The organism is Gimesia chilikensis, assembly GCF_007744075.1.
Lineage (GTDB): Bacteria > Planctomycetota > Planctomycetia > Planctomycetales > Planctomycetaceae > Gimesia > Gimesia chilikensis_A.
In genome coordinates, this window is record NZ_CP036266.1 from 2,636,599 (window position 1) to 2,658,351 (window position 21,753).

Annotated in this window: 18 protein-coding genes and 1 pseudogene; 9 read left to right on the forward strand and 10 right to left on the reverse strand. The window is 51.8% G+C overall.

Translation table 11 applies throughout. The features are described 5' to 3' along the window. Nucleotides 1–77: 77 nt before the first annotated feature. The 7 genes and pseudogenes from HG66A1_RS09945 to HG66A1_RS09970 all read left to right on the forward strand — a co-directional run. The gene (locus HG66A1_RS09945; protein WP_145182865.1) at nt 78–308 is read left to right on the forward strand and encodes a hypothetical protein; all 231 of its coding nucleotides are present in this window, start codon (nt 78–80) and stop codon (nt 306–308) included. A gap of 92 nt (nt 309–400) precedes the next feature. Beyond that, nucleotides 401–571, forward strand: coding sequence for a hypothetical protein (locus HG66A1_RS31920; protein WP_197997076.1), 171 nt, complete (start codon nt 401–403; stop codon nt 569–571). Nucleotides 572–585: 14 nt separating this feature from the next. Next, entirely contained in the window at nt 586–780 is a 195-nt protein-coding gene (locus tag HG66A1_RS31925; protein WP_197997077.1) for a hypothetical protein, read from the forward strand. 962 nt (nt 781–1,742) lie between these two features. Beyond that, nucleotides 1,743–2,906, forward strand: coding sequence for a Hint domain-containing protein (locus HG66A1_RS09955; RefSeq protein ID WP_145182868.1), 1,164 nt, complete (start codon nt 1,743–1,745; stop codon nt 2,904–2,906). Beyond that, on the forward strand, nt 2,903–3,559 hold the full coding sequence (locus HG66A1_RS09960) for a hypothetical protein (protein ID WP_145182871.1): 657 nt from the start codon (nt 2,903–2,905) through the stop codon (nt 3,557–3,559). The genes HG66A1_RS09955 and HG66A1_RS09960 overlap by 4 nt, the downstream gene beginning before the upstream one ends. A 238-nt stretch (nt 3,560–3,797) precedes the next feature. After that, nucleotides 3,798–4,043 carry a hypothetical protein gene (locus HG66A1_RS09965; protein ID WP_145182874.1) on the forward strand — a complete coding sequence of 82 codons (246 nt, stop codon included), beginning with the start codon at nt 3,798–3,800 and terminating at the stop codon, nt 4,041–4,043. Between the two features lie 53 nt (nt 4,044–4,096). Next, nucleotides 4,097–4,440: pseudogene (locus HG66A1_RS09970) on the forward strand (transposase); the annotation flags it as partial. 384 nt (nt 4,441–4,824) lie between these two features. Here HG66A1_RS09970 and HG66A1_RS09975 read toward each other — a convergent pair. Beyond that, nucleotides 4,825–5,043, reverse strand: a complete 219-nt coding sequence (locus HG66A1_RS09975; protein ID WP_145182880.1) for a hypothetical protein — start codon at nt 5,041–5,043, stop codon at nt 4,825–4,827. A gap of 467 nt (nt 5,044–5,510) precedes the next feature. On the opposite strand from HG66A1_RS09975, the gene HG66A1_RS09980 reads away from it, so the two are divergent. Further along, nucleotides 5,511–5,996, forward strand: coding sequence for a hypothetical protein (locus HG66A1_RS09980; RefSeq protein WP_145182883.1), 486 nt, complete (start codon nt 5,511–5,513; stop codon nt 5,994–5,996). Between the two features lie 584 nt (nt 5,997–6,580). Here the strand turns inward: HG66A1_RS09980 and HG66A1_RS09985 are convergent. The 8 genes from HG66A1_RS09985 to HG66A1_RS10020 all read right to left on the reverse strand — a co-directional run bounded on the left by HG66A1_RS09985 (nt 6,581) and on the right by HG66A1_RS10020 (nt 17,295). Further along, entirely contained in the window at nt 6,581–7,303 is a 723-nt protein-coding gene (locus HG66A1_RS09985; RefSeq protein WP_145039110.1) for a potassium channel family protein, read from the reverse strand. Then, on the reverse strand, nt 7,284–7,538 hold the full coding sequence (locus tag HG66A1_RS09990) for a hypothetical protein (RefSeq protein WP_145039112.1): 255 nt from the start codon (nt 7,536–7,538) through the stop codon (nt 7,284–7,286). Before HG66A1_RS09990 ends, HG66A1_RS09985 begins: the two co-directional genes overlap by 20 nt. Nucleotides 7,539–7,588: 50 nt before the next feature. Further along, nucleotides 7,589–9,013, reverse strand: coding sequence for a TolC family protein (locus HG66A1_RS09995; RefSeq protein WP_145039114.1), 1,425 nt, complete (start codon nt 9,011–9,013; stop codon nt 7,589–7,591). Between the two features lie 150 nt (nt 9,014–9,163). Continuing rightward, complete coding sequence (locus tag HG66A1_RS10000) at nt 9,164–10,717, reverse strand: PP2C family protein-serine/threonine phosphatase (protein WP_145039116.1); 1,554 nt, start codon at nt 10,715–10,717, stop codon at nt 9,164–9,166. Between the two features lie 170 nt (nt 10,718–10,887). After that, complete coding sequence (locus tag HG66A1_RS10005) at nt 10,888–11,355, reverse strand: hypothetical protein (protein ID WP_145182886.1); 468 nt, start codon at nt 11,353–11,355, stop codon at nt 10,888–10,890. 34 nt (nt 11,356–11,389) lie between these two features. Further along, the gene (locus tag HG66A1_RS10010) at nt 11,390–14,911 is read right to left on the reverse strand and encodes an efflux RND transporter permease subunit (RefSeq protein ID WP_145039120.1); all 3,522 of its coding nucleotides are present in this window, start codon (nt 14,909–14,911) and stop codon (nt 11,390–11,392) included. Continuing rightward, nucleotides 14,908–16,863 carry an efflux RND transporter periplasmic adaptor subunit gene (locus HG66A1_RS10015; RefSeq protein WP_145182889.1) on the reverse strand — a complete coding sequence of 652 codons (1,956 nt, stop codon included), beginning with the start codon at nt 16,861–16,863 and terminating at the stop codon, nt 14,908–14,910. The genes HG66A1_RS10010 and HG66A1_RS10015 overlap by 4 nt, the downstream gene beginning before the upstream one ends. 171 nt (nt 16,864–17,034) lie before the next feature. Further along, the gene (locus tag HG66A1_RS10020; protein ID WP_145039124.1) at nt 17,035–17,295 is read right to left on the reverse strand and encodes a hypothetical protein; all 261 of its coding nucleotides are present in this window, start codon (nt 17,293–17,295) and stop codon (nt 17,035–17,037) included. Nucleotides 17,296–18,706: 1,411 nt separating this feature from the next. Between HG66A1_RS10020 and HG66A1_RS10025 the strand changes: the two genes are divergently transcribed. Continuing rightward, a complete protein-coding gene (locus tag HG66A1_RS10025; RefSeq protein WP_145039126.1) occupies nt 18,707–19,264 on the forward strand; it encodes a hypothetical protein in 558 nt (185 codons plus the stop codon). A gap of 199 nt (nt 19,265–19,463) precedes the next feature. Here HG66A1_RS10025 and HG66A1_RS10030 read toward each other — a convergent pair whose 3' ends face one another. Next, entirely contained in the window at nt 19,464–21,635 is a 2,172-nt protein-coding gene (locus HG66A1_RS10030) for a glycogen debranching protein (RefSeq protein ID WP_145039128.1), read from the reverse strand. Between the last annotated feature and the right edge of the window lie 118 nt (nt 21,636–21,753).

Here is a 21,753-nt window from a genome sequence, read left to right on the forward strand (position 1 = left end):
CGAGTTCTCGACACTCTCATGCCGCGATATCACGAAGATCTCTTCCCTCGGGCACCTTGAATTATCAGAATCTGGGCATGTCCAACAGCAAACGCAGTCAACACACCTACGATCATCGTTTGAAAGAACTTGCTGGATCCACCGGCAATATTGATGTCGCAATTCAACGTGGTGTCCCTCGATCTACGGCCCGAGGCTGGCTGACGAAAACCATGTCCGACGTGATCACCGTCGACATCGTAGATATGAGTCTGGGAGAACTGCAGTGTGAAGTGATCTCGCTGCATCGTCGCAACACGTTCGATTGATCGCTTTGCTGTGTCTGATCACCACTTTCATGAAAGTGACTCACTTCGCACTGTCACAAATTCGGCTTCCGCAAGAAGTCCAAAAGCACCGAGTGCTGCAGGCCATCGAATATTTGCGAGCGCATTTCCCGCTGAAAACAGTGCTGCGTGTGATTGGTCTGTCACACGGCCGTTACCGAGAATGGAAGCGGGTTGAATGTGGTCTGGATGACCTCCGTCGTGTCCTCGATCGTCTCTACATCAGCTCACTGCCGCAGAAATGAGAACGATTCAGGAAATGGTCACATCCGAAAAATACCGTCATGTATCCACCGGGACGCTGGCACGCCTGGCGGAGCGAATGGGCAAGGTCTTCGCTTCTCCGTCGACGTGGTACCGTCTGGTCCGAATCCACAAATGGCGAACGACTGCATTCGGCACTCAGTTAGACGACAGTCCGCATCACCTCGATCGAAATCCGTGCCGGACCTGAGCCTGTCTCTAACCTGGAAGTCGCCGACGAACAAGTCTACAGCGTTACCGATTCCGGCCTGCTGGTGCATAATTCGGGGTCATGTGATGAATCAGTTGAACTCTTCTCGTATACTGATAAATTGGAGATTAAATAAAGTGATTTTACAATTTCTACCGGTCTTGTTTACCTCACAAAGTATAGGCCCGTTGAGTGGCTGAAAGAAAAGGTTTTAAAGCATCTCTGAGGCGATTTAGACGTATTGGAAAATGGAAGCCACTTTCCGATAATTACACTTATTTTACGACAGGACCGATCATTCGATCTGAATGGGGTTTAAAACCAATAACTCCTCGTACTGCAAACTTTGGGAAACGTCTTGGAAGACAGTATCATACCTCGCTCGGAACTAGCGGTTTTAAAATAAAAGGATACAGTAATATTCTTGTTCAATGAACCGATCAAATCATCGAACTGGAAGCTCATTAAAGGTACTGGGGGGCGTTGTCTCTGGCAGGAATTACTGCATGGGGCTCTGCAGGCTATCAACTTCCTGGAAGTGAATGATGATTGACTTTGCGAAAATGATGATTGACTCAGAGAATAAGTATGAGCGATTTGGAGACTACGGGTTGGTTGTTGGACTGACTATAGCTATCACCATGTTGGGGTGTCTTTTTAAAGTTGGATTCGAGGATCTGACTACTGTCATATATTTTGTGAGAATTGGATACTATGCTCTGTTGGGCCTGAATGTACTTTTTGGACTTTTTTTTTATGTTACTGTGAAGAGGCACCGGGTGATGGGCTTGAAAAACGGAGTAAATTAGAAAACAGTATCGCAACCTTTATTTTCATCGGAGCGAATGTTGCAGGAGCAGTATGTTTTGAACTGATCACTCCGGGATGAATCTAGACAAGATAAATTACTATTCTTTTTTCAGCATTTTTAATTCTTTCGATCAAATAAGTAGATCGGATTTATGTCCGACTTCGTTCGAGAACTGGCCATCTTCAGCTGTCTGCTCTTCACCAGTTTCTGTTTCTGGAAAGTGGGGGTGGGGCTGACTGGTGGTGTGGATGCTTCGGTCCTGCCTTCTGCTCAGGCGGCAATTCATTCCTCGGTGACACCGCAGCGATTGCAGACGATGCCGATTCAGCAGATGCGTCCCGGGATGCGGGTGCTGGGGCGGAATCCGGATCGGTGGGATACTCAACCGGTGTTGGAACCGAATCCGGTATCCTGGCGGCTGGTCTCGGTGCGGATGGAACAGCAGCCGGGTCAATTTGTCCTGGGGCAACTGCTGCGTCCCACAAGCTGGATTCGACAGAACGACGCGCTGCCCGGCGCTGTCATTCAACTGGAAATTCCCGAGATGCATGTCGCCGGGGATGCGGAAGTGCTGTCGATCACAGAGTGTCCGCCGATCCGCCGGGGGCCGGGCTCGGTCGTCACCGGCACGTTCCAGCACGTTTCGGATGAAGTGATCAGCGTTTTTGTGGAAGGGGAAGAGACGCCGATCGGCACCACGGCCAAGCATCCCTTCTGGAGCAGAGACCGCGATGCTTTTATTCCTGCCGGGGAGTTGCGAATCGGCGAAGAATTAAAAACGGCGCTGGGAACCTCGACCCGCGTGACGTCGATTGAAATCCGCGCCGGACCGGAAACGGTCTACGGCCTGGAAGTCGCCGGTGAGCATGTTTACCAAATCGCTGATGCTGGCTTGCTGGTTCATAATGCGAGTGCGAAGAGTGGGCGCAATTTATATGCCCCAAGAGGAGTGCGATGGAACAACGTTTGGCGAACAGCGGATGGCAAGTTCGCAAGTCCGCAAGGAGTTGGACGCTCTGGTGCGGCGGCAGAGTCCGCTGTTTGGGATGCGGTTGAAGCGAAACCTGGATGGCAAGTTATTCGAGGACGTGTATCAGTCCGAGATGCTTCTGGGCAACTTCGTGTTTACGACGGAGCGGCAGTCTCTCCGAGCGGTCGTGTAATTGGCCTGGAAGTCAAGTCTGGATCGGCTCGTCTAACACCGGCACAACGAACGTTTGATTCGACTCTTAATGCCAGTGGTGCCAACACTGTACCTGGAGTTGGCCAGAGTAAAGGGATACAGGTGCGTCGAGCAGTGGAGATTCGTCAATGAGTTCAATGAAATCTGAAATAAAAGCGTGTGTGAGTCAATGGCTTGGCGATGAACTAGATGAACAATTGGCCTCGAATGGCTTTTCACGTCGAAAAAATGCACTGACCTACTCACGCAAATTACCCAAAGCAGACCAGCGTATTGAAGTCGTGATAGAAATCCATCCATCAGATTGTCCGAATGCGGCAGCGGCGATCTATCCGTGGCTTGAGGTCTCGATGGACTCAGTGAATTCAGTTGCAAAAGAGATGGTGGATGGCGATGAAACGTTGTTGGGTGGGGGGCCAGACACAACACTGCGAGAACCTATTGAGTTTACTTCACCAAAGGGGATTGGATCACGATGGTTTATTTATCAACCAGATTCGGTTCCTGGCGTAATTTCGGAAATGCAGTGTTTTTTGCAACAATGGGGAATTCCCTTTCTTGATTACTACATATCTCCTGATGCCATCTGTGATGCATACGATCATGGTGACGAAAGAGTCATCAATGATCGTTCTTACAAAATTAGGGTTGTTGCTGCGATGGTGTTGTTAAACCGTGTTAGCGATGCAATGCAGGTATTAGAAAAATGGTTTGGAAAAGCCGGTCCTAGAAGACAATACAGAAGCGTTTTTCGTTATCTCGAATCCCGTTCAGCGACGACCTAATCTTGATTTGAGGCAAGAGCATTTTTCCGATGGTTCTTCCTGGATAATGCTCATGCAATGCTCTCGGTCAAGCAAGGTGTTTGTATCAGTGGCAATTGCATCAGTGCAGAGAGGGTTACTTTGCCATTTGCTTCAACGCTTTTACTGTTGGTGAAAAACAACCTTATCACACAAAAAAGAGATTATCCCGGCGTCGCATGCGGACGCCTCCGCTTCCCAAGCGGATGAAACGGCATCCATGACGCTGGCAGAGCTTTTTCAGGCGGTTAGCGACAATTACTCACGGCGCATTCTTGCCTGGCGTGTGCTTGATCACTTCGAACCGGGGATTACGGCCCGGTTATTACTGGACGCATCGCAGGCCATGACTGAGGGAAAGCCAACCGTGTTTGTGGACGGCGGTCGCGAGAACTATAATGCAGCCGTCGATGAGGTCATCGAGTCCGGTCTATTGAAAAGAGTTCTGGTGGCATGCTCCCCCTAACTTGATCCATTTGTTGTGAGAGTTTCCAATAGACGTTTTATTAGGAGACAATCATGACGAAACGACGTAGTAAACGCCATTCCCCGGAACAGATTGTTCGCAAGCTGCGAGATGCCGAGGCGATGCAGAATGCAGGGAAGACGATTGGCGAAGTTTGCCAGCAGTTGGGAATCAGTGAGCAGACTTTTCATCGCTGGCGAACTCAGTATGGTGGAATGAAGGCCGAAGAAGCCAAACCGCTGAAGGAACTGGAACAGGAAAACAGCCGACTCAAGAAACTGCTCGCCGAAGCGGAACTCGATAAAGCGATGCTCAAGGATATTGCAGAGGGAAACTTCTAAGCCCTTCTCGCAAACGTCAGGCTGTCCAGCATCTGCAGGAATCTTATGAGGTTTCTGCAGCAGTTTTCCCAACTGACGGAAGTACTTCAGCCCGGTGATGTCCTGCTCTTCAATCTCGGCGCGCTTTGCTCGTGGCATAACAGATGTCTCAAGCGGTCAACGCGCCTTCCAGTCTGCAGATTGACCAATTTACAAACCACGAACGTCACGAAATACACGAAACCTCTCTATTCGTGATGATTTTTTACAGGTAGCATTAAGTGTGCCGAGAAGGATTGGGGCAGAACTCTTTAATGTGATTAAGAGTCGCTGCCCCCTTTAGGTCTTATCCGAATGCTCGTGCCCGGTATACCCATTGTGAATCCAGGCTTCTCCCTCTGTCTCTGGAAACAGTTCCTGTTCCGCTGAACGATTTTCAGCTACTGCGTTGCGTTGCCTTTTCATACAATGACGCGTCTGGCAATGACGCGTCTGGATGCTGGAACTGAGTGGTAGATCACATCGGAGGACTCTGAACCGCAGGCAACGTTCCCCTTGTGGTATGAGGCAGGGACGTCGCTGACCTGGTCTGTTTCTCTGTCAGTTTCCAGCTGGCTGCGCTTGCCCCGAATTGCATGCAGGCGGACTTTTTTCTGGTTGGGCGTTCTAAAGTTGGTCATGTTGGTTTTAAATTTTGTGAATCGGCGTGGGGGAGTCAAGTGGAATGGATGTGTTGACCTGCTCCGAATGTGCAGTGAAGAGGGTTGAGTCTGCTGTGAATTGCTCTGAGTTTGCTCCGAAATGATTTGAATATGTACGAGAAATTGAGAGCCGGTTCATTTTGTTCCGGTGAAAAACTGGAAAAATCGACGGCGATTCAGGTGCTTCTGAGTCACAAGTGGGCCAGGTTCCGGTGCACACTTCATCCGCCTCGCGCGCGAAGCAGAATTACACAAGAATACGATTCGGAAAGTGACGATCAAGTGCAATCTGTTCCGTTCCGGAGACAGAACTGCACTGGAAATCGGAAAGGGGTTGCATGGAAACGCTGATCAAAGAGAAAATTACAAGGGAAGGTTGCCATGAGAGTATCGCGGGGGCGATGAGGGCAAATAAATTTTGAGAGGATCATTCTTGGATTGTCATAATGAAAAATGACGAACTGAATCAATGGCTTGACTGTGATGACGAGATGAAGATGGATTCGTTTATCGAGAATTTCGAAGATGAAACCGCATTGCGAAAGTTTGCAGTATTAAATGCGAAGTCAGTCGATGCTCTATTGGTTGATTCTCGAAGCAGAAATGCAATCGTTGCTGCAGAAGCCTATTTGGATAAGTACATTTCCGCACAAGAGCTTGAAGACGCGTATTATAACGCGGAATCTGCATGTGAAGACATTGAATTGGCGAGCGTGTCTGATGAAGATCCAACTGCATATGAGGAATCAATTGAGAATGCCGCCCTTGTTGCGTTGTGGGTTGCTTACCCCGTTGGCCATACCGGGATTACTTCGTTAGAGAGCGCACGCCAGTCGGCTTTGCACACAGCATTTTACTGCTTTCAAATCCATGGTTCACGAGCCTTGAAAGAACAACTCGATAGATTTAAAGAAGCTGGAATGACGGAATGACCGCTCGAACGATATACCAGTCGTCAACACCCTCGTCATGGCCTGTTTGTGACTTGGGGGGACCTAAAAAAACAAAGAGCTGTCCCATAGGGAACAGCTCTTTGTTTATGGAGGCGGCGGGAAAGAGTTTTGGGAGCTGCGGCGTCGCTCTAAGTGTCATGTTATTAGATGCTTGTGTAAATCAATGTTTTTGGGATTTTCTTGAAAATCGTAAAAATCAGACACGAAATCAGACACATCAGACATAGGGAGATGTGCATAGGGCGGCTTTAGTGGAGGTGAGTTGCCTCTAACCCGTATTTGGATACATGTGAAGATCTTGGATAGAGTTGGTGGAGGCTACGAAAGTGCCCGCAGCCTCTCGGTATATCGGCTTTATTCGCTCGTTTTTCTCGGTGAGAGGGGCAGGGCTGTCAAAGGGCGATCTAACCACTTGCCACATGAGCGGCCTAGTCCAAATTCGGCAGGCGTGGCATGGTCGCACACTCGGAGTCATAATGGTGGGAGGCTTGCTGATAGAAATTACAATGCCAAAGGGGGCAGGGCCTAGACTTTCACCTCAGGCTGAATCATCGTGCACTGGATTAACTGCCTTGGGCATGCTGTTGATTCTTGTGGGTCGCAGCTGAAATGTACATGGCCACCAGCCTGGAAACCAGGATGGCGAAATAAAACTGACCAAAGACAGCCTGCAGGTAACAGGCTGTTTGCGCGGGGCCGGATACCGGAACGATATCACCATATCCCAGAGTCGCCATGGTGACGAACGACAGGTAAATCAACGGTTGCAGGTCCGAGTTTCGTAACGTGACTGCTTCGGATGCGGCATTAACTAGGTCATAACGAAAGGCGGCTGGATCAACCAGTAAGATGGTTGAGTAGAGGTAGGACCAGAGGAGTCCGGCCAGCAGGTAGAGACTGACTGTCCCGATAATGGTATCCAGTGTGACCCGGTCGTCGTGAAATACGGCACTCAGAATATGGTAAAAGACAAACGCCAGGAAAATGATCACCAGACTGTTGTGCAGAACCGTCAGTGAATAGCTGCGGGTAAGAAAACTGCTGACATTCAATATCAGCATCAGGACGACAAGCGTAAGGCCAATCCCCAGTGTCTTGTGGCGATGACAGACAGAGACGACTGCTGTGAGCAGGACGGTCGAGAACAACAGGCAGAAGAGCATCACAGAGACTCTGCTGCTGCCCATGAACGCGGTTCCCACCAGCAATGTCAGGATAGAACAAAGTAAATAGGTGAACTTTCCAAAGGGATGGCGAACGACCTGTTCACTTTCCTGATTCTGCATTACTGTCCCCGTGATCTGCTGCTTCAGGCTGATGCGGCAGGCGCTCCAGATAGCTTGAAACCTGGCTGGAGTGACAAACACAATTGTCGTAGCTGGTATACGGCAGCGGAGGTGGTTCACAGTACTGGCAGTCAACGTCACAGCCGGAATAACTGTGGTAAGTCGATGCACAACCTGACAGCACGATCGCTCCCAGCGTTGCGGGCCAGCGCATCCACTTTTGAGCGTTGTTCATTTTAAGCTCCTTCGTTGGAAACTGCTTCGCTTCGATTGCAGTCCTGTCTGTTATGGTTCTTCTGGCAGCGGTAAATTTTCTAGTGCTTCCGGCGCCGCGGGAATGGGTTGCAATGCCTGCGGGTTGACCCCGCCAACGACGCGTTCCAGCTCTGCCAGTGATTGTCCCAGTGATGCTTCGATTCTCAGATAACTCACCTCGAATCGGAGCAGTTCTCTCCAGTTGTCAACCAGCTGTAAAAAATCGACTTCTCCGGTATTGTAGGCCTGGCTGGAGACCTCTAACGTCTGGCGTGCTTTGGGAAGAATGTCTTCACGGAACAGGGTCATCAGATCCTGCTGACTTTTGGCTTGCGCGAAGAGGTCTGCGACTTCTTCTTGAGTGGCATCTTTTAATGAATCATAGGATCGGGCCGTCGAGACTGCTTTTGCCTCAGCGGAGCGCACTGCCGAATCCAGTTTCTTTCTGTAGATGGGCAGGTTAATGCCTGCCGTGATCAGAAATGAATCATTTCCGTTGGCAACAGGACTGACGCCAGTCGACCCTACATCGATCCAGGTGGCTCCCAGGGTGAGATCCGGCTTGTAGGCGAGGCGTGCCAGATTGAGTGCCTGCCTGTCCTTTTCGAGTGCTGCCAGTTGTGCATGCAATTCGGGACGAGAAGCAACCGCCTGTTGCTGCAACCAGTTCAGGTCGTCAGGCAGAGATCCGGGGGCGATATGATCGAGTGCCAGTAATTTTGTCTGTGGTGAAACATGCAGCAGACGAGCCAGCTTGGCCTGACCGCTTTCGAGCCTTTGTTGCAGTCGAATTAATTCATTCTCGACATTGGAGATTTCCAGCTCTGCCCGCAACAGGTCCTGCTGACTGACTTTTCCTGTCTTGTAGCGGACGTTTGCAACGTCACGGATCTCAACCAGTAACTGTTTATCGGCCTCGGTCACAGCAATGGTCTGTTGAATAAAATAGAGCTCGTAATAGGCCCGTTTCACTTTGGCAATCGTGTCCAGTTCAACGGCTGCCAGGTGCGCTCTTGATTGATTGGTTTGTGATTCGGCGAGTTCACCCTGGGCATTCAGTTTCCCTCGTGCAGGGAATTTCTGAGAAACATTTAACGCATATTCCTGAGGGCCTGAAGCCGTCTGTACCTGTTCAGGATAAAACGTCATTCCCAGAGTCGGGTCCTGCAGGCTCGAAGCGACAGGGACCTGGTGAGCGTTGGCTTCTACAAGTTTCCGGGCTGCCTGGATATCGGGGTTTTGTGACAACGCATATTGAATGTACTCTTCTACGGAATGCGCGCCCTGCAAGTCGGCAGCAACTGGATTGACGGTCGCCTGGGCAGGAGTATATGCGGCCTGTTGAACGGACTCGGAAACTTGTGCGTAACCGGGGTCATGGACCTGCTGTGCAGTTTTACAGCCGGACAATAACAGTAATATACTTAAGAAATAAGCTGACTTTCGTACGGCCATCCTTGGCCTCCCCCCTGATATGATCGGAACCGATACACACTGGTTATCATCGGTAGAATTGATTTGACTGAAACAGTGATTACAACTAAATCTACCGTACCCAGGCACCCATGTGAGGATATTTCGGGTCAGGTAAACTTTATGTTCTGCTTACCGAGTGAAAACATTGAGCTCCTCGTTCTCTCTCGACGACCGATCTTTAGACTGATTCAGTTCTTTAACGGTTTGACACTCTAATGCCACGAGCGTCAGATCATCATTCGGAGAAGCATTCGAACGCCATTTCGCAATGGTTTCGTTGATACGCATGATTTCTGTCAGAAGTGAGCTGTCAGACCTGTGGGAAAATAAATCTGTGAGTCGGTCTACTCCAAATAAAGTCCCCTCGGCGTTGGTCGACTCTGTGACTCCATCGCTAAAGAGCAGAATTCGATCTTCTGGTGAAAGTATCGTCGTTTTCTGCTCCCACTCGGCATTCAGGTCAATGCCGATTAACAGGCCTGTGCTCTTTAATGCTTCCAGGGCTCCTGTTTTTTTCTGCAGGAGGCCTGGGAGATGTCCCGCACTGACCCAGGTCAAGGTCTGTGATTCCGGCTCCCAGCGTGCAAGAAACATGGACGCAAAATTACCGGGCAGAATCGAAGCGGTAAATTGACGGTTGACTTCTGTCATGATCGTGACTGGATCAAAAGGGGGCTTTTCGGAGGCAGCCAGTAGGAGCGATTTCAACATGGCAGCCCCCATGGCAGCGGGGACACCATGTCCGCTCACATCGGCAATGCAGATGAGCCAAGATCCATCCGACAAGGGCAAGAAATCGTAGTAATCTCCGGCCACACTGTCAGCCGGTTCAAAGATATGCGCTGTTTCAAGCTGTGATATTTGAACTCCGTGGGGCAACAGGTATTGCTGAATCTTTCTCGCTTTCTCCATCTGGGTGCGGCGGTCGCGATCATTTTCTTTCAGTGCCGCGCTCATGGAATTGATGGATGAGGACAGTAAGTTCATCTCACTGCTGGTAAAGCTCGGGGCCACGGTATCCAGATTGCCGGATCTGATATCTTCCACGGTCTTTAAGAGTTGATTTAACGGTCTGCCCACAAATTTCAGCAGCACGAGATTGACGATCCCAGCCGCGATCAGCCCTAATGCCCCGAGCACAGCCAGCTGCACCAGGACTTTGGTTCGGATCGCGCGACGTACATTTTTTAATGTTTCGATTACAAAGACGCTTGCTTCTTTTCCAGGCTTATAGCCAATGACCAGCTGGTGTTGCTGGAAGTCTGCCAGATTGAACGATTCCGGATTTGTAAAATCAAACTCGGACAGGATCGCCTTACTATCTGGAGTAGTACCACCCGTCTGTATATACTTCCCATTCAGGCTGACGATGATCCGGTGCCCGGGTGAGGCCGATTTTCTCATTTCTGAACAGACTTTGTTAATATAGCTCTGGACGTCGCGATTCTGATGATCCGTATGATCCTGGATTAAATGGGAAACTGCGGACTGAATCGCGATCGCTTCATCATTCAAGCCTGTCCTCATCTGTGCTGTCGCATGCTCGATTTCCCTGTGATATTGCAATATCAGGAGTCCTGCCAGAGCGATACTCAGCGTCAGATTCACGGAAAGCAGTAATTGAAATCTGATCGTCCGGGGTTGATTCTTGAAGCGGGCGATTCTGGCAAATAAGACCGACATGACTTTGAACTTTCTTCAATCGCTGACGTCCCGGTTGATCACACTGTAGAGAAGATATGGAATGTCTGAGCGTCGTATGTTAGCGCATCATGCGATCACCCAGACATTCCAACTCAGGAGCCGACCAGGAAAATGCTCAAACGATTCCCCGGTCTGCTGCTTGTACCCTGCTACTTTCGTAAGTTGGCAGAGTACAGTGCATCGACTTTACTCAGATAGGCCTCGGGATCAGCGGCGATCTTTTTGGTGCAGGGGGGACAGCAGACATAGACAATCCGTCCATCGACGATGGTCCATTTCGGTTTTTGCGGCAGCTGCTTTTTCATCACCGGGCACTTGCCTTGCGCTTTGGCATAGTTGGCGTGAATGGTCGACCAGTGCTGCGGGTTGACCTTGCTGTTCAAACAACCTTTGCAACAGAGGTAGACTGACTCTTTGCCCACTTTGACTTTAATCGGCTTCCCGTGGTCACCGAGTTTCTGTCCTGAAACGGGGCAGATCTTCTGGGCCGCGATGCGTAACTGATCACGCTGGCTGCCTTCTGTCTGTGGTTGTTGTGCTTCTACAAACTGTTGCACACCTAATCCGGTGACGGCAACCAGTGACAAAGCCAAAATCATTCTGAACGATTTCATCATATTTCTCCTTCTAAAAAAGTCGTTCTGATCCCGCTCAGGAGGCGGGACCGCTTAAGGCTGGATCGAATGTTGAATTCTGTGATCCAGATTGAGGTAGTTCCTGATGCAGAGCCTGACTCGACAGGCCCGCATTCATTTTGAATTCCAGATAGGCACAATAGATGGCGGGGACTATGAAGGTGGTAAACGGTTCGACCAGCATGCCTCCCAGGACCGGAAGTGCCATGGCCCGGGCCACGTCGGCCCCACGACCGTGTGACATCAGTACCGGCAGCAGGGCGAAGATCGTGGTCAGGGTCGTCATCACACAGGGGCGAATGCGTTTCAGCCCGGCCGTGTAGATCGCTTCGCGTAACTCTGTAATATTATTGACCGACTGGCGTTTCAGCGTCTGCTGGATGTAGGTGGCCATCACCACGCCATCGTCGACTGCGATGCCGAACAGGGCGATAAATCCGACCCAGACCGCGGTATTCATATCCACGCCCATCCAGGCGACCGTGATCATCCCGCCGGCAAACGCGACGGGAATCCCGGAGAAGACAATCGCCGAGATCGCGAAATCCTGGAAACCGAGATAGATAATCAGCAGGTTGACCAGCAGCACCGTGGGAATGATCCACATCAGCCGCTGGTTGGCTTCGATCTGATTCTGGAAAGACCCGACGGCCTGCAGTTCAAAATTGCCCCTGGGAAAGGTCAGGGAGCCATCTTCCCGGGCTGTTCGCAGATCGGACATGACCTGTTCCACGGTCTCCAGGTCTCCGGATGCGCCAGACGGAGAAAATGCAACATGGGCGACAAGCCGGGCATCTTCACTGTTAATCGCCCCCGGACCCCAGGTGGTAGTCACGTCTGCCAGACGCTTCAGGGGCACAATGTCTCCACCGTGAGTGACCACGGAGACTTTCCGCAGGTCTTTGAGGTCCTTGCGGACGCTGCGTTCGAAACGGACCTGGATGGGGTAGCGTTCGCGGCCCTCCACGGTCGTGGTAACATCGAGGCCCCCCAGACCGGCTGAGACGATCTGGTTGACCATCATCGTGGTCATGCCGTAGCGGGCGGCTTCTTCCCGGTCGACTTCGAATTCATAGTAGGGTTTGCCCATCACGATATCAGGATTGACGGTGCCCGCATTCACATACCGGTTCTGCTTGAGGTGTTCTGCCACTGCCAGCGAGGCTTTTGACAGGCCTTCCAGGTCATCGCCGTAGACCCGGATCGCCATCGAGGCCTTAATTCCACTCTGCAGCATCACCACGCGGCCTTCAATGGGTTGCAGCGGTGAAGCAGGGGTGACACCCGGCAGCGTGGCGACCTGGTTGATTTCGTCCCAGATCTTGCGGGCGGTCATTCCTTCCCGCCATTTGGCGCGGGGTTTGAGCATCACGTACGTTTCGACCATGGCCGCAGGAGCAGGGTCGAGCGCGGACTCCACACGGCCAATTTTTCCCAGTACGTGTTCGACTTCCGGAATCCCTTTGATCAGCGTATCCTGGGCCTGCAGGATCTCCATTGCCTGGGAGAAGCTGGCCGCCGGGTAGAGACTGGGCATATAGAACCAGCTGCCTTCGTCCAGGGCGATCCAGTCGTCCGATTTCAGTCCGGTGAAGACGTGCTTGGCATCCACGTAGCCGGGAACCTGATTCAAATCCGCACCGAGCAGTTCAACCACTTTCTCGACGGGCTTGAGAACAGTCGGCAAGCCAACCCAGGCCCCCGCTCCCAGTACGACAATCAGGGCAGGAAAGGAGAGCATCAGCAGTTTGTGCTTTAATGCCAGCTTCAGTCGGCCTGCATAGAGAAACCGCACAAAACGACTGGCGGGATTTTCTTCCATGGACCGGATCTTCTCACTGGTGACCCACCAGCCGAGAAGAAAACCGGCGACGGCAGCAAAGAGCGTGGCTGCAGCCAGGGTAAGCATCGATCCCTCGGCGATGTAATCTCCCCAGACAAACCAGCAGAGGGCAGCCGTGAGACAACCCACTGCAGCGCCGCTGGCCAGTTGCCCCCAGCGGGAGATCTGCGTGCTGCGGAGAAAGATCCGGCAGAGCATCGGCAGGATGACGACGGCGACAATCAGGCTGGAGATCAGGGCGAAGGACTTGGTCCAGGCCAGCGGTGTAAACAGCCTGTGATCCCGACCGGTCAGGAAAAAGACCGGGAGAAAGCTGATAATTGTTGTGCTGACGGCAGTAATCACGGCAGGGATCACTTCGGCCGCCGATTCGCGAATGACCGTCAGACGCTGTTGTGGGCCGCCCGGAGACCCGCTGGCTTCCCATTCGGCAAGGCTGCCGTAGATGTTTTCCAGAATGATAATGCCCATGTCGACCATGGTGCCGATGGCAATCGCGATGCCCGCCAGGGACATGATGTTGGCATCGACGCCGAATGTCTTCATGGCAATGAACGACATCAACACGGCCATGGGCAGGGTGATGGCGATGATGATGCTGGCACGGATGTGTAACAGGAACAGCACCATGACCGCGATGGTGATGATGGTTTCCTGTATCAGGGCTTCGGTGAGGGTGGAGACGGTCTCGTCAATCAGCAGGCTCCGATCATAGATGCCCTGGATTTTGATGCCACCCAGTTCCGATTCCAGCGAAGCGATTTTGGCCTGCACGCGTTCGATCACTTTACGGGGATTTTCGCCATAACGCATCACGACCACACCCCCGACCGCCTCCTGTCCATTCAGATCAAGGGCACCACGACGGAAAGCGGGACCGGTCTGGACCTGGGCTACATCGCTGACGCGGATCGGTACCCCTTTGCTGGTGGTAATCACCGTATTGTTGATCTGCTCGATGGTTTCCTGTTCCGTCTTGTCCGCTCCGATGAAACCTTTGCCGCGGACAATGAACTCCATCCCGCTGGTCTCGACGGTCTTGGCGCCGACATCGATATTGGCGGCTTTCACCGAGTCGATCACCTTGCTGAGCGGAATGTTATGATAGCGTAGCTCGTCGGGGTCGACTTCGACCTGGTACTGTTTGACGTAGCCACCGATCGAGGCGACCTCGGCAACACCATCCACGGACTGCAGCGCGTACTTGATGAAGAAGTCCTGCTTTGAGCGCAGTTCCGCCAGGTCCATGCCGGCCGGCGGTTCGAGCACATAGTAATAGATCTGGCCCAGGGCAGTGGCATCGGGGGCGAGTGTCGGGACCACGCCTTCCGGCAGCGAGCCTGTAACGGTCGTGAGCTGTTCGACCACGCGGGAGCGGGCCCAGTAGAAGTCGACGTCATCGTCAAACGTGACCTGCACGAAACTGAAGCCAAACATGCTTTTGCCGCGGACACTGCGGGAGCCTGGCACCGCCTGCAGGGCGATCGAGAGCGGATAGGTAATCTGGTCTTCCACATCCTTGGGAGAACGCCCTGACCATTCGGCGAGGACAATAACCTGGTTTTCACCCACATTGGGAATGGCATCGATGGGAACTTTCTGTGCCGAGTACCAGCCCCAGCCGATCAGGCCGACCGACAGCAGGACGATCAGGAGTCGCTGACGAAGACAGAAATCGAGGATACTGCGAATCATTGACGGACCTCCTGTTTCGCTCTGGTAGCCGTCCGGGGCAGTCTGGGGGCCTGTGGTTGCTGTGGGAGCGGTTCCGGCTCTATCTCCAGCGGCACGTCCAGCGGGGGCTGGCTGTCGTCCGGCTCGATCATCAGAGGAGATTCAATTGACGGCAGTTCCATGGCGGGCAAGTCTTGATCCTGTTGGTCCGAACTGTCAGCCGTTTTGAGTTTTTCCAGGTACTGCTTCGGGTGTTCCAGCAGGCTTTCCCGACACCCTTCACAGCAGATGAAAACCATTTCTCCATTGAGGTCGACTTTGGCAGGAGCCCCCATCGATCCCAGAGACATCATCGTGACAGGACAGATCCGTTGCTGTTCTGCCCGGCTACGCTCCGCGGGAGGGAGCTTCGAAAGAGCAGCCATAATCGTTTTCGACATTTTCTCGTCCGGCAGGGGCTCTGCCCGAGTCGGATCGATCAGCGACGGATTGCCTGCCAGCTGCATCTGTGAATCGATCAGGAAGTTGCCCCGGGTCGCGACCTGCTCTCCCTGCTTGACCCCTTTCAGGATCACGATCTGGTCGCCGCAAGTCGGTCCCAGAACCACATTACGTATTTCAAAGCGTCCCGGCTCTGTTTCGACATAGAGCACGCTGTGCTGGCCGGCCATCAGGACTGCATCGCGAGGTACCGTGAGTGCTTCACTTTCCGCGATTGACTGGGAGACATAACCATACTTTGAGGTGGGAACCAGGGCCTGCCCGGTGACAGGGCACTTATCCGGTTCATTGGCGATGACGTGCGGATGCCGGGGGCAGATCCAGCAGTCTGCCAGTTCGGGATCGTAGACGCCACCGGATTTTCCCTTACTTCCCGCAGGAACGGAGATGGTTGCCCGGGCGTAATCTCCCACACGCAGCGCTCCTTCCAGGTTAGGCATGACGATTCGTACGCCGACCGTACGTGTCTCGGGATCGACGTGAGGATCGATGAAGGCCACGCGTCCGGTGAAGGTCTGGTCGGGGTGCGACTGCACGGTCGCCTCGACTTTCTGACCATACCGAATCCTAGCGGCATCTTCCGGGAACAGTTCGAGCATCAGCCACAACTGCGAAAGATCAGCCAGCTGATAGATCACCTGTCCCTCTTTGACATACTGACCTTCCACCGCAGGCTTTTTGATGACCGTACCACTGATAGGGGCACATAAATGCATCCGGCTGTTGGCAGTGCCCGTTTTTTCGATTTCTTCGATCTGGGGCAACGTCATACCCAGTTCGACTAATCTCTGTTTCGAGCTCTGATAGAGGTTTTCGTTGGTCTGGATCACCCGTTTCAGTGTGGCAGAGCGACTGTTCTCTAAGGCTTTTTTGGCCAGCAGCAGTTCGACCTGACTCGAATAAAGCAGGGGGGAGTAAAGATAAGCCAGTCGGTCTCCCTGTTTGACTTCGACTCCTGTAAAATCGGCATAGAGTCGTTCGATGCGACCGTCCACATATGCAGACAGTGTCTTGAGGTTCCCTTCGTCATAGCTTAATTCGCCCACGGCCTGGATCGTGTGGCTCAGGGGCATCGATTCGACCGAGGCGGTCTGAATGTTGGCAATCCTGCGGGCCGCCGGATCGATGCGGACCGCATTAGGGTCTGATTTCGACCCATCCGAGGTGGCCGGCACCAGTTCCATGGCACAGACCGGACACCGTCCCGGTTCGGTCTGCGGAGGAGTGCACATCATCGGGCAGATATATTTAACAACTTTGCTGAGGGTCGATCCATGGCTGTGACCTCCCCCGCCAGCCGTGATGAAGCCCATTCGCTGCGCCACGCCCAGGCCGGCGATCAGTACAGCCCCGCATAGCAGAAACAGGAACGGCTGCACCAGCAGTCGAATCCACCAGCGGCGGACATGCTGTTTTTTCTGTGAAGCCGCCTCATCACGGGCGCAGATCTCACTTTGATTCGAATTATTCATAACAGCCTCATACGGAATCGTGACAGACAACGGTTATTTTCAGGGAAAATAGGGTCTGGCTGTTTTACATGAATCAGGAGATGAGACACGAAACGGGGGATTAAACCCGAGATGTCTCAAAACATCCATCAAACAGGGAAAACAGCGCGCACTGAGACAGTGGAGGTGAGATCAGATCAACCAGCTACAGAGGATTTCCTGCTGGTGAAGTGTGGGCTGGAATGAGAATTGAGGTGTGTCGAACGCCGTGCCTGACTGCAATTGCTGTGTGCAGACGACATAGGTGATCACCTGATTGGCTGCCAGCCGGGATACTTCGCGTTCCTGAGAAGAGCGATTTTCATCCGGAATAACAGGCAGTTTCTGTTCGACCGAACATCGACACCGCAGTTGATGGGAGGTTGCAGAGCAGCAGCCCTGTTCTACATCCATCAAGGGTGAGCAGCAGCAAGCTTCAGTTGAACAACGTTGATAGGCCTGTGCTGATGGCATAACTCCCCCGAGGAGAGTGGCTGCCACGAGCATCCAAGCGATCAGAGATTGTGTTAACGTCTGAAACATTGCTACACCGGTCAAAAAGGAAAGTCTCATTTGTTCTAAGGCCCAGACTTACAACAGTCAAGTCTGAATTCTGTTCACGCTGATAGGGTGATTCTCACCTGCTGATCGTCTGCTGAAATAGGAGAGTCGATTTCCTGAGGGATGTGGTCAGAATCAGAAATCTGAACACGGTCATAATATCGGGAAATCAGCAGACTCTGCAGCGCGTAAAGATGCTGTCTGAGCAGCTTTATAGCGTGAAGCGACAAAGAGATACGCAGCGATCGAGCGCTGCCTGTGGTGCAGCACTAAAGTGCGTTTTCCCTGCTGTTTGTGACAGATTGTCGATCGTCACTACGAAAACGACTTCCGGAAAATCGACCAGCTTTTCTGCAGGATTATTTTCGACAGGAGCAGGAGCTAGAGGACTGACAGGTTGGTTCTGCGAACCACAATGACAGTCGGTACCACAAGAGCAGGTGCCAGATTCGACAGCTTGAATTTCGCTGGAACAGGTAATGTCAGCGGGCCGTGATTCGAGAGTCGGAGCCGAAATCGATGGGAGCTCAGCATCGTCACCGCAATGGCAGACAGCGGCCCCTGTGCAACAGCACCGAGTCGTCTGACTGTCTGTCGACGATCCCTGCTCAGAACAGCACTCAGTGTCAGTTTGAGACTGACTTGGGCAGCAGTAACAGGACGCGGCGGCAGGCAGACCTTGCAGGGGAACTGTCAAGGCAGCCAGGCAAACCATGATTCGAGTTGTGATTGTTTTTGACATCCACATGACTGAAATCTTTCTCCCCCTTCTGTCTTAATCTCAGCGAAGAGGTTTCTATCTGTATTAATCGGACAGAAACCGAATTGATCTGGAGACGAACTCGCGGGAAATCGTCTTCGCTTCAAGATGTGTTCCAAGTCTCTGAAACCAAAGGGATTGGGGAAGGCTGCGGAAGTATCTTTAGAATCCCTGATCAGGTCAAGAGAGGTTGTACGATCAACCTCGAAAGGGGCAATCCTTCACAGTTCGCTGCTGATGAAAAGCAGTGTAATTTGAAACCGAAATCGAATCCTTGCAATCACTTCCGGCCCCAGAACTGAGGTTCCTGTTAAATAAACAAGATGAAAAACTGCTCTACAGATCGCTTTCAATGATTCCAGGGCACCAGATCTTCAATATGACTATCGTCGAATAAAATTCTGCAATTTTTAAGTATACCCTGAAGAACTGAATCTCTTCACGCATCTAATTTCAGTAGTAGTGTTCAATTTGCTGTTTTTCACTTTTTGGGGAGAGAAGATCATGAAACCCGTACGTGTCAAACCAGTTGGAGTATGTTTAGTCGTCGTTGCACTGGTATTGCTGTCAGACAGTTTGTCGGCGTTTGCTCTGCAGAGATCACGTGAATATATGGGAAAGCCTCATTATGGGTCGAGCACTTTTCGTGCATCGCGCAATATGAGTCATGCCAGAGATTATTCTCAGGACCTCTATTACTACACCTGTGATACTCAAACCCCTGATCCAGAACTTGTAAGATCAGGGTCCACGGAACTAGGACGCAACATTGATGCTACTAAAAAAGAACTTGCTACGATTCGTAAAGAGTATGAAGCAGACAAAGAAGTTCTGGCAAGCTTAAAGGAAATTCAAAAACATCTGATGAATGCAGCAGCACAACACAAAACACTGGAAGATCATTGCCAGATGGAGACCTTTGATGGAACTGCTGGGATGAAATGCTGCAGTGATATCACCAAAGAGTTGGAAAAAGCGATTGCTGAGCATTCTGCATTGATGCGTAAACTCGAAATCAGGGAACTGGCTAAAAGTAAGAAGGAGACCAAGTCCCAAAAGTAATTGGTTGCATTATCCTATGCGAGACTGGTAATTCTTGCCGCCACGATAAACGAACATTATTTCGCTCTTTGAGAGCTGAAATTCTAGGAAACAAGAGGCGAGTCACCAGGGAAGACGTTGCTCTTCCCTGGTCTATTTCAATTTTGGTGAAGAAGAGATTGCGATTGCTATCGATCTGACAGGTTAGGGGGCCGTGCATCTATTCCGGGAGAGCTGTTTTTTTAGTGCCCCCTCTCGATTGTGCCAGGACGACAATGCTACGCTGATTGACTCGGTAGAGTGTTTGAGTCAGTGGGATTTCAGTGTCAGGTGAGAGCAGGTCCATGGGACTGGGCAGGGAAGTATCGACAACCCGCATCCATGTCTTATCTGCTTCTGCTTGTGCATGGATTGAGAACTGCACGGGGCTTGTCGAACCATTGATCATCACGTAAAGATCGCGCGTTTCTGGCGAAGGATCGTGCAGGTGGTATGCCAGGCATTGAGAATCGGCGGACAGATCGACCTCCGGTTGTTCTGCCCCGTACCACTGAATCTTCTCCCGCCAGAAAGTCGAACTCCCCAGCATTCCATGAGATTTGCGAAACGCGATCATTTTTTTGAAAAAGCGGAAGACTTCTTCATGTTGCTTCAGCCGGTCCCAGTCGAGCCAGCTGGTTTCGTTGTCCTGGTTGAAAGGGTTATTATTACCTCCCTGGGTCTGCATAAACTCATCCCCCATACGAAACATAGGGCTGCCATTGGACAGCATTAGCAGACAGCAGAAGTATTTTACCTGTCGTTTGCGTAAATCAGTGACCTCTTGCGGCACTTGATCGTTTCCTTCCCAGCCACAGTTCCAGCTGAAATCATGGGGGCCATCCTGATTGTTTAAGCCATTGGCAGCATTGTGCTTCCTGTTATATGCCGTGAGGTCAACCATCGTGAATCCGTCGTGTGATGTAATGAAATTGATACTCTGGAACGGGCGAAATGCATGATAGGTGTCATCCGGAAATAGATCGTTACTGCCATACAGACGCGTCATCAGTTGGGAAATCAGCCCCCGATCTCCCCTGACAAACTGTTGCAGCGTGTCCCGAAACTGGCCGTTCCACTGCATCCAGGTACGACCGGGAAAAGATTTGCCTAACTGGTACAGGCCCGAGGCGTCCCACGGCTCTGCGATCAGGCGGACATGGGCCAGGTCCGGATCGGAGGCAATCTGATCGAATAAAGGTGGCTGGTTGAGATTCACGGCTCCATCTCCGCCGCGAGAAAAGACAGAAGCCAGGTCGAACCGAAACCCGTCAACATGCATCTCTTTAGCCCAGTAACGTAAGCTGTCCAGAATGAGGCGGCGGACAGTCGGAGCAGAAGTATTGAGTGTGTTTCCTGTGCCGCTGAAGTTGGCATAGGGGGCACTCGGATTGCCGGACGCGACATAATAGGTTGCATTGTCGATTCCTCGATAGCAGTATGTCGGGCCTCGATGGTCTCCCTCTCCGGTGTGGTTGTAAACCACATCCAGAATTACCTCAATCCCGGCACGATGCAGTTCGCGGACCATCTCCCGAAACTGGCTATGCTGCTCACACGAAGACTGGTTCGTCGAATATTGATTATGGGGAGCGAAAAAATTCAGAGGCATGTAGCCCCAGTAGTTTTCGTCAAATGGATCAAATTGAAAGACGGGCATCAATTCGACCGCTGTGACTCCGAGTTCTTTGAGATAGGGGATTTTTTCAACGACGCCGGCAAAGGTGCCCCGTTTGTCATCGTCGACTCCTGAATTCGGATGCTGTGTGAATCCACGCACATGCATTTCGTAGATGATCAAATCGGTTCCATGACAGATGCGAATTTCGTCTTTCCAGTCAAACGGACATCGGCAAATATCCAGGCGCCCCAGAGGGGTAGGGGGGATTTCGGATTGATCTCGATCCGGCGTGTCTGTGGGAAAGAAAATGCTGCGTGCGTACGGATCGATCAGAATTTTATCGGGATCGTACACATGCCAGTTGCTGGTTGCAGGCTCGGCGGGGCCATCGATTCTGTAGGCATAATAAACGGCATCGTCGGCCTCCATGAGTGGTACCCGGCAATGCCATACGGAACCGGATTTGTTTTTGAGCGGATCGAGTTTCAGGGAACAGGCAGGAACCTCAAAGTCCTGTTCCCGAAAGAGCAATAATGTCACCCTGGACGCATTCACGGCATCGATGGCAAAATTATAAGCCTGTTCCGAGTTGATCCAGCTGGCACCCAGGGGAGCAGGGGTACCTTCGAATCGTTCCCATTCCGGTCCCTGTTGTAACTGGTCAGCAGGTGTCTCACTATCAACCAGAGTCCCACAGTGCTGACAGATAATCTGTGTGGTGTTTCGGGGCATTATTAATCCTTTTACTCTACTCGTTCTTTGGGCAATTGAAGCGGGCTGTTCGATCTGGTTATCTCATCTCGTGGTCACCAGAGGATGGCTACTCATATTCAAAGCGGGCTCGAAACCG